Below are 9,991 nucleotides of genomic sequence, written 5' to 3'. Positions count from 1 at the left end.
TTTAAAAAGAGAATCTAACTTTTGTTTAACTTTATAATAAATATGCTATGTAAATATAGAAATACCACACAATATATTATACTACTAAACCTCTATAAAGTACTACGTTACAGGAATATCCATATAAAAAGAAACAAAGAGTCTTCATTAGAGGATAAAAAGATAAATCAACAATAAAGGATCTATAAACCAATATTTATAACTTAATAATTAAAGTATGAAAAGCAACAAAAAAGGTAATCACCTGTATGCCTATAAGGATACTATCCGACGGCTATTTCTTCTCACTTTGTTCTCCTTTTTAATAGTAGAATCCTATGCCCAAAACAAAACGATTTCGGGTACGGTTACAGATTTTACCGGAGAACCGGTTATTGGTGCCAGTGTGTTGGTTAATGGTACTACTAATGGTACAATTACTGATTTAAATGGCAAGTTTTCTCTTTCCAATGTACCAACCAAAGGTACAATCACTATCACTTATATAGGATACAAAAAGCAAGAAGTATCCGTAGCAGGAAATACTAACTTCAAGATAACTCTTCAAGAAGATACTGAAACGCTGGATGAAGTAGTAGTTGTGGGCTACGGTGTACAGAAGAAAAGCGATGTAACTGGCGCTATGGCCCGCGTAGGAGAAAAAGAATTAAAAGCAATGCCTGTAAGAAATGCATTGGAAGGAATGCAGGGCAAAACAGCAGGTGTGGATATTACATCTAGCCAACGTCCCGGAGAAGTCGGTAACATTAACATTCGTGGGCAACGCTCTATTAATGCAGAACAAGGACCACTGTATGTCGTAGACGGTATGGTAATTCAAAATGGAGGTATTGAAAACATCAATCCTTCCGACATTGAAGCTATTGACATTTTGAAAGATGCTTCGGCCACAGCCATTTATGGTTCACGTGGTGCCAATGGTGTAATTCTCGTAACTACTAAAAAAGGAAAAGAGGGAAAAGTAACCCTGAACTATTCAGGTACTGTTACTTTTGAAACATTACATGATGTCACAGAAATGATGTCTGCCACAGAATGGCTGGATTATGCTCGCCTAGCCAAATACAATGCGGGTTCTTATGCTTCGGCCACTCCAACTTTTGAAGCAGATAAAGCAGCATTCGGCAGTGTAAGCGCTTCGTGGAAGAATATCGAGCAAGCATGGTCAAATGGCAATTATGATCCCTCAAAGGTCGGCTCCTACGACTGGGCATCTCACGGCAAACAGACGGGTATCACCCACGAACATACCTTAAGTGCCTCCGGAGGTTCGGACAAATTCCAAGGTTATGCTTCATTCGGCTATCTAGATCAAAAAGGAACACAACCAGGACAAGCCTATGAACGTTATACATTAAAGACATCATTTGACGTAACTCCTGTTGATTGGTTCAAAATGGGTTCTTCAATTAACGCATCATATTCTACTCAAGACTATGGATATAGTTTCTCTAAATCCGTAACTGGTTCCGGTGACTTCTATAGTGCATTAAGAAGCATGATCCCATGGACTGTGCCTTACGATGAAAACGGTGAATATGTCCGTTATCCAAGCGGTGACGTAAATATCATCAACCCCATCCGGGAATTAGACTATAATACCAATCAACGCCGTACTTTCCGTGCTTCTGCCAGCATGTACTCACAGATTGATTTCGGAAAAATTTGGAAACCACTGGAAGGTTTATCCTATCGTCTTCAGTTTGGTCCCGAATTTCAATTTTACACTCTAGGAGTTGCTAACGCTGCTGATGGCATCAATGGAGATGGTAACAACGGTGCACAATATAAGAACGAACAAAAGCGTGCATGGACATTGGATAACCTGATCTATTACAATAAAACTCTAGGTCAGCATAATCTAGGAATGACATTGATGCAATCCGCTTCTGCCTATCATTACGAGATGGGAGATATGAGAGCCACCAATGTAGCCTCGTCGGATGAGCTTTGGTATAATATGGGATCTGCCGGTACATTGAATTCCTTTGGTACTGGACTAACCGAAACTCAGATGGCATCTTATATGGTTCGACTGAACTATGGTTACAAAGATAAATACTTGTTAACGGCATCTATGCGTTGGGATGGTGCCTCTCAATTAGCCGAAGGGCACAAATGGGCAAGTTTCCCCTCTGCAGCTATTGCATGGAGAATGGATCAGGAAGATTTCATGAAAGACATCAGTTGGTTGAATCAGTTGAAACTTCGTGTAGGTATGGGTGTCACAGACAATGCAGCTATCAAAGCATACGCAACCAAAGGTGCCATCACCGGTTTATACTATAACTGGGGACAAAGTGATTCATCTTTAGGTTATGTACCTTCCGATCCTTCACAAAAAGAGCCTGCTAAAATGGCTAATCCAACCTTAGGCTGGGAACGAACTACACAATACAATGTCGGTATTGACTATGGTTTCTTTAATAACCGACTTACCGGTAGTATTGATGCATACAAAACAAAAACCAATGACTTATTATTAGAAATGTCAATCCCTTCATTAACGGGTTATGTTTCTACGTATGCCAATGTGGGTAAAACATCCGGATATGGTATTGATTTGCAAGTAAATGCAATACCAGTACAAACCAAAGATTTTACCTGGAGCACTACTTTAACATGGTCTATGGATAGAAACCGAATTGACGAATTATCTAACGGCAGAACTGAAGATGTGAATAACAAATGGTTTGTCGGTGAAGAAATCGGTGTTTATTACGACTGGGTATATGATGGAATATGGAAAACGGAAGAAGCTGAAGAAGCTGCTAAATACGGACGTAAGCCAGGACAAATCAAAGTAAAAGATTTAAATAATGATGGTGCAATAGATGCTAACGATGACAAGCAAATTGTAGGGCATACACGTCCACGCTGGACAGGTGGATGGAGCAACACTTTCAGCTATAAGAATTTTGAGCTTTCCTTCTTTATTCTGTCACGCTGGGGATTCACAGTCCCGCAAGGAGCTGTAACGCTCGACGGTCGCTATATGCAACGTAAAGTAGACTATTGGGTGGCTGGTACAAATGAAAATGCAAAATACTATTCACCCGGTTCCAACGGCGAAGGAGCCGATGCTTTCAACAGTGCAATGAACTATCAAGATGGATCGTACATTAAAGTACGTAATATTTCATTGGGCTATAATTTTACCCCGCAACAATTAAAGAAGTTGGGTATCAATAATCTGAAGCTATATGTTCAAGCCATGAACCCATTCAATATCTATAAGGCATGTGACTTTTTAGATACAGACTTGGTAAACTATGACAATAATACCAAGACATTTGGTTCACCTACCACTTTGAAGAGTTTTGTAATAGGTGTCAACATCGGATTCTAATCAACAAATTAAAGTAAAGACATTATGAAATTAAATAGAATATTATTTGCTGCTTTAATAGCCAGCGTAACAGGAAGCTCGATCACATCGTGCAGTGAGTCTTTCCTTGATGAAAATCTTACGACTCAATATAGTACAGACCGTTTTAAAACCCAGGAAGGTCTTGATGAATTGGTAACTGGCGCCTATCAGAAACTTAAATTTAAATTCAATTATATATGGGGGATCCAATGTTACAATATGGGAGTGGACGAGTTTACCGATGCTAACAATGTAATTCCTGCATGGAATCACTATAGCCAGGATTTAAACTCATCTGAAAATGGTGCCAACCAACCCATCTGGGATAATTACTACGGACTAGTTGAACCCGCAAACATATTGATTCAGAACATACCTCAATATTATAATCAGAGTTCACCTACATACAACACCCGTTTAGGAGAAGCACATTTCCTTAGAGCTTATGCTTATTTTGAATTAGTAAAACAATTTGGTGGCGTACCTTTGAAATTAGCTCCGTCTACAAGTGCCGAAACATATTTCACACGGAATTCTGCTGAAGAAATATACATACAGGTTATATCTGATTTTGGAGAAGCCTACAGACTACTTCCCAATAAAGGTGAATCAATCGGACGGATTAACAAATATGCTGCCGCACATTTCCTTGCAAAAGCACATTTATTCCGTGCATCTGAATTGTACAGCGATTGGAATAGTAATTATGTAGCATCCGACCTCGATGCTGTTATTCAATATGGTTCGGAAGTAGTAGATGCACATCCGTTGTGTAGTGATTATGTAGAACTTTGGGACTATGAACAGCCAAACGGAGCCAATGAAAAAGTAAGCGAAGTGATTCTAGCGGCTCAATTCTCTAATGATGAATCAACATGGGGACGCTTTGGAAATCAGATGCATCTTTATTATCCGGCCGTATATCAAGGCAATGATATAGGTGGATGTAAACGTGACATCTCAGGAGGACGTGAATTCTCATACGTAAGTGCTACAGAGTATACCATGCAGGTATTTGACCGTGTCAATGACTCTCGTTTCTGGAAATCATTCATCACCTGTTATGGAGCCAACGAAACCAAAAGCGCTCCTACCTGGACAGCAGAAGATATGCCATACGCTCCGGCAGGTGTAAAAGAAGGTGACAAACGTTTTAGTGGAGGTGAACTCGGTATGAAATACATCGTTAATGACCCGGGAGACAACCGCTATGAGAAATATCCCAATGCTCCGGCGTATACTGTTTTGAAAGATGGAAAAATGTGTAACACGTATACATATGTACGCTATTTCAAAGGGCAGGAACACAGTTGGAATGTAAATGAAAAAACAGGTAATTATTACGATATCATACCCCACAAACGTTCCGTAGCTTTATCTAAATTCCGTGATGGTTACCGTGTTTCTATTGCGTCTCAATTCGGTACTCGTGATGCTATTATCGCCCGTTCGGCAGATGATGTACTAATGGTTGCCGAGGCATATATTCGTAAGGGGGAAGCCAACTATGACAAAGCTATCGAGTGGATGAATAAATTACGTGAACGTGCCGGTTATAAAACAGGTGAGGATCGTAGTAAGAATGTAGATGGCGGACAAGCCTATAAGAACAATCCTTATTGTTCGGGAAAGGGGGGCGGTCATTCTTCTGAAGGTGCTATTTACTGGGAAGAAAACACCTATTACGAGTCAAACAATATAGAACAGGAAACCACTGCTTCTACCAAAACAACAATGAAATTAAATAGTGTATCAGATGTATATAATTCTACAGTAGATGTCCCTATTTACAACGAACTGGGCTGCACATCCAATGCTGACAAAATGATGTGCTTCCTGTTGAATGAACGTACAAGAGAACTTTGTGGCGAATTGCAACGCTGGGAAGATCTGGCACGTACCAAGACGTTAGACGCCCGTTGGCATAAATTCAACGATGGTGCCAGCAGAGGTCTTGGCGAATTCAAATCGGAGAAACATTACTATCGTCCGATCCCCCAAGCCTTCTTGGACGGTATCACCAATTCAAATGGTTCTGCATTAAGCAATGAGGAAAAGAAAGCAATGCAAAACCCGGGATATTAAGATAAACAGCTAATCCTATTGCCACTTGTCACTCTTTGAAATAGAATTTCTAATCAAAGAAGAACAAGTGGCAATATTTTTTAATGCTCCTTTCATTTCGTCTTCTTCACCATGAACTCTTTAATCTGTTCACTAATCTGCTCCATTCCCTTTATTGAAGGATGACCACTCTTTTTGTCAATGTCATGCAATTCTATACAATCAATATTATAATGATTACAGATAGTTCTGACTGATTCATTAAACTCTTCCTTTAAACCGGAATTCAATAGAAAATAGATTTCAACATTAGGATAGCGATCAATCATGTGATCGAGCATATAAGCCATAGCCGGACGGAATTTATACAAATCATCTTTAGTCCATCCCACATACTGATACTCCCCAAGCGGAGAGCCAGCCCAACAATCATTAGTTGCGCCAAAAACAAAAATTACATCCGGACAACCCAGTTGATCCATACGGGTTATAAAAGAACGATCCGAGTAATCTTCATTGCGATAACCCGTATTACAAATCGTTGCACCCGAAAATGAATTATTGACACAAAGGCGGTAATTATTCTCTTTAATGAATTTATGCCACCACGTCTGTTTTACTGAAGTCACATCTGTTTGTTGTCGTGGAGAGACATAATACCAAATACTATTCGTATCTGGTTGTAGATATCCTTCAAACGTTGAATACGAGTCGCCTAAAATAGAAATAGATTTCAGGCTTTGGGCAAAACTTATACTGCTACATAAAATAGTAAGTAGCAGCAAAAAACAGGATTTCTTCATACTAGAATAAAGTTTTCAATTTTGCCGCTAATATACTACATTATGCTAATATGACAGTACGATTTTTTCTGCCAATTTCAGAAAATGATTATTTTACCTCCCTTTCATAGGTCACATTCTTCTCTACTACATTCTCCACATTATTCACTTTCTTTACGAACTTCTTCACTTCCCCTACCTTCACATTCTTGATTGTTACATTCTTCACCGGAAGTTTTGCATCTCCTTTCAATTCGTAAATAGCATCTGCCGACTCACAAGTGACTTTATCCATATAAATGCCATCAATACGGGTAATCCGTTCTTCATAAGTAGGTACCAAATCTTTCCATTGATAAAGCACTTCGGTATCTATTTCAAGTACACGTTGAGCCATTCCTGCCTGTACATTCTTCATATAAACGTTTTCTATAAACCCACCTCTACGATGATTGGTTTTTACGAAAAAAAGACGCATTACTGAATTCGGAGCTGTGCAATCATGCATATAAATATTCCGTATTCCTCCGGAAATTTCACTTCCAATACCAAGCAAAGTATGTCCTTTAAGAATCTGGCAATTACGGATAACAATATTTTCGCAAGGAGTATTCAATCGCCAGGCATCTTGATTACGTCCGGCTTTAATCACTACTGCATCATCACCCTGATCGAAAGAACAATCTTCTACCAGAAAATTACGGCTCATTTCGAAATCAATACCGTCATTATTATGTCCATGTGCTTTTACATCCAGATTACGTACCAGTCCTCCGTCACACATATAAAGATGAATGGTCCAGAACGGACTTTCACGAATCTTAAACCCATCCAATAAAACATTCTTGCAGCGATTGAAATGAATCAAGTGCGGACGAAGGTGGTTCTCTCCTACCGCCATTTGACGTTCAATAACAGGAACATCGGTCGAAGCTTTCGTATATAACTCTTTCAATGCCTCCAAATGAGGTTGAGGACGTTTGAACCATACTTTCCAAGTATCCATCTTCGGCTGAAGAGTCCCTTTACCTGTAATTGCCACATTCTCACATTCAAAAGCATAGAGTAATGGAGAATAATTATAACATTCCAAACCTTCCCATGAAGTCATCACTGCCGGAAGATAATCAGAAGGATTATCCGTAAAATTCAGAATTGCATTCTCCTCCAAATAAAGATTTACATTACTTTTAAAATGAATGGGACCGGTCAACCACACACCTGCCGGAACAACAACACGTCCGCCACCTGATTTATGACACGCTTCAATAGCGGCAGCAATTGCTTTTGTATTGTTTACTTCACCTCCGTTTTTTGCTCCGTAATCTGTTATCAAAAAGTCTTTGTCCGGATAGATAAATACTTTAATAGGTTGCATAGGGAAAGGAGCTTTCACCTTTACCATTTTATAATTATCAGCGGCAAAAGTAAAGGAAGCTGTCAATAAGCAAAGGCAGACAACTACCATCGGTTTCAGTAAGTAAGTCTTCATTACAATATCATATTTTTAATTCTTCAAACACATCAAAGATAAGAATATTAATTTATAGCCGGTCACATTGAAAACACCAATACACCCGCTGTAGGAATATTTGTAGTTCCAATCAATGCTTTGGCTCCTTTCGGCAAGTTGAAGGCATAGGGCTGGTCTGAATAGTTCAAAACAATTCCCAAGCCATTCCGGTATTCCATTGTCACGCCATAAGGCAAATCCATTACCGGGATATTCAGCTGTGCATATAGTTTTTTCAATATATCTTTTTCCAATGCTCCGTTGTGGCTGTCCACTCCAACATAAGTAATCGTACCTTTCCCCAGTTTGCGGAAAGTCACGGCCGGACTTCCTGCGTAGAATTCGTTTTTATAAGTAGCCCATATTTGAGCATCTGCCGGAGGATTCAGAATCTCTCCCCATGTATTCCAGGCATACTCATTTCCGTTCATAACAACAGTACCGGGATCTTCGGGAAGAAGCAAATCATAAAAGTTCATTTCATTTCCGGTCAGCGGAGTAATCATAGAGCCAAAAGGAGCCTCCGGGAGACGACCATAACGATCCTTCTGTGCCGTACGACAAGTCAGAATGAGGTTTCCGCCATTCTTCACATAAGAAATCCATTTGTCCACCAGTTCTTTATCAGCTAATTGATAAGCCGGCGCAATGACGACCGGATAATCGGATAAGTTCTTGGCTTCTGAAATAAAATCGACGGGGACTCCGAATGATTTTAAGGTACGGTAATACTTCTCAATATGTGCAAAAGTATCCCAAGTCCGGTTTTGCTTCTGTCGCTCAATGCTCCAGGAGTTTTCAGGATTGAAAAGAATAGCTGTACGACGTGCCAGGTAATCAGCAGGCTTCGCCTCACGGGGAGCATAATGCTTACGAAGTTCACGAATCTCTTTTATAAAAGTTTCATACTCTTTTCCACCGGGGGTAACAGTCACTCCGTCTGTTCCTACTATTCCATAATGATACTGTTCTGTACCATAGAGCGGTTGGCGATAGCGGTAGGTACAAATAAAATCACTTCCACCGGCAAATACACTCCACATCCATAGACGGACAGCTCCCGGAAGAGGCTGGGGATTGATACTGCCCCAGTTCACTTGTCCCGGTTGCAGTTCCATTACACCATACGTTCCCTGTATCGGACGGAAAAAATCATTCGCCCAGGCAATACGCAATGGATTACCTACACGATAGCCCCGACGACCGATTCCCTCATTATCTCCATATACCATGTAACGGGTATAGCTTTGGAAATCCAACGCAGGACTACCACCAATATGTCCTTCATCATAGTTCGGTATATAATTGGTTGTTACCCATTGATTCTTTGCATATTTCTTGATTAACAAGCATTGCTCATTCAGAAAATCATTGGTTTGCATTGCTGCAAAACGACGGTAATCCAAAATCTGATGATGATTCATAAACATCTGTACACGCTTGGGAAGCGTTATTTCATCAAAAGAAGAATAAGACTCACTCCAAAAAGCAGTTCCCCAGGCATTATTTAAAAGTTGAATGTCATTATTGTATTTGGCACGAAGAAAATCACGGAAGGCAAGTTCCGCTTTCGGATTATAGTCAAACTGTACGGCAGGCTCGTTATCAAGTTGCCATCCGATAACACGAGGATCGTTACCATAGTGCTGCGCCAGTTTTTCAATCATCTTATAAGATAACTCTCTGTAAAGAGGAGAAGCAAATGAAGCATGCTGACGGGCACCGTGGTCAAGTACCGTTCCATCTTCATTCTTCAACAGAATTTCAGGATATTTCCGGCTCATCCATACAGGAGGAGTGGCAGTAGACGTACACATTATAACTTTTAAATCATATTTGGCAGCTAAAGCTACCGCTCTGTCAAGCCAGGCAAAATCATAACGCCCTTCTTCCGGCTCCAACTGCGCCCAAGCAAACTCGGCAAAATGAGTAAATTCAAATCCCAGTTCATGCATTTTCTTGAAGTCACGTTCCCACTGGTTTTCATCCCAGTGTTCAGGATAATAGTAGACGCCTGTCAGTGTCAGATCTTTGTCATTAAACCAAGAAGAGGGGTGTGCTGTGGTTGAAAGGGTCAGCAGACTGACACAAAGAATCGCTAATATTTTACTTTTTATCATATACTTCATAAATTCAATTGATTATTAATGTTAGTTATTGTTTATCATTCGTTTTATAAATGGGAATTTAGCAGTTAGGCTGAAAGCCTTACAATTATATATTTATTGGGGTGCCCTGAAAGGGCTTAATTATATAGCGTAG

General features: G+C 39.9%; 5 protein-coding genes. 2 read left to right on the top strand and 3 right to left on the bottom strand.

Annotated elements, in window-relative coordinates; translation table 11 throughout:
* The first annotated feature begins 217 nt into the window (after positions 1-217).
* Both KTR06_RS24040 and KTR06_RS24035 read left to right on the top strand, forming a co-directional pair.
* Positions 218-3,349, top strand: a complete 3,132-nt coding sequence (locus KTR06_RS24040; protein ID WP_217290878.1) for a TonB-dependent receptor — start codon at positions 218-220, stop codon at positions 3,347-3,349.
* 24 nt (positions 3,350-3,373) lie between these two features.
* On the top strand, positions 3,374-5,455 hold the full coding sequence (locus KTR06_RS24035; RefSeq protein WP_217290877.1) for a RagB/SusD family nutrient uptake outer membrane protein: 2,082 nt from the start codon (positions 3,374-3,376) through the stop codon (positions 5,453-5,455).
* A 92-nt stretch (positions 5,456-5,547) separates the two neighbouring features.
* Here the strand turns inward: KTR06_RS24035 and KTR06_RS24030 are convergent, their stop codons facing one another.
* The 3 genes from KTR06_RS24030 to KTR06_RS24020 form a co-directional block, all read right to left on the bottom strand.
* Entirely contained in the window at positions 5,548-6,237 is a 690-nt protein-coding gene (locus KTR06_RS24030; protein ID WP_217290876.1) for an SGNH/GDSL hydrolase family protein, read from the bottom strand.
* Between the two features lie 88 nt (positions 6,238-6,325).
* Entirely contained in the window at positions 6,326-7,708 is a 1,383-nt protein-coding gene (locus tag KTR06_RS24025; protein WP_217290875.1) for a glycoside hydrolase family 28 protein, read from the bottom strand.
* A gap of 62 nt (positions 7,709-7,770) precedes the next feature.
* On the bottom strand, positions 7,771-9,858 hold the full coding sequence (locus KTR06_RS24020; protein WP_217290874.1) for a beta-galactosidase: 2,088 nt from the start codon (positions 9,856-9,858) through the stop codon (positions 7,771-7,773).
* Between the last annotated feature and the right edge of the window lie 133 nt (positions 9,859-9,991).

Source organism: Bacteroides sp. MSK.20.12 (assembly GCF_019052435.1).
Lineage (GTDB): Bacteria > Bacteroidota > Bacteroidia > Bacteroidales > Bacteroidaceae > Bacteroides > Bacteroides xylanisolvens.
Note: the sequence above shows the minus strand (reverse complement) of the source record. Positions and strands in the feature narration are given on the sequence as shown.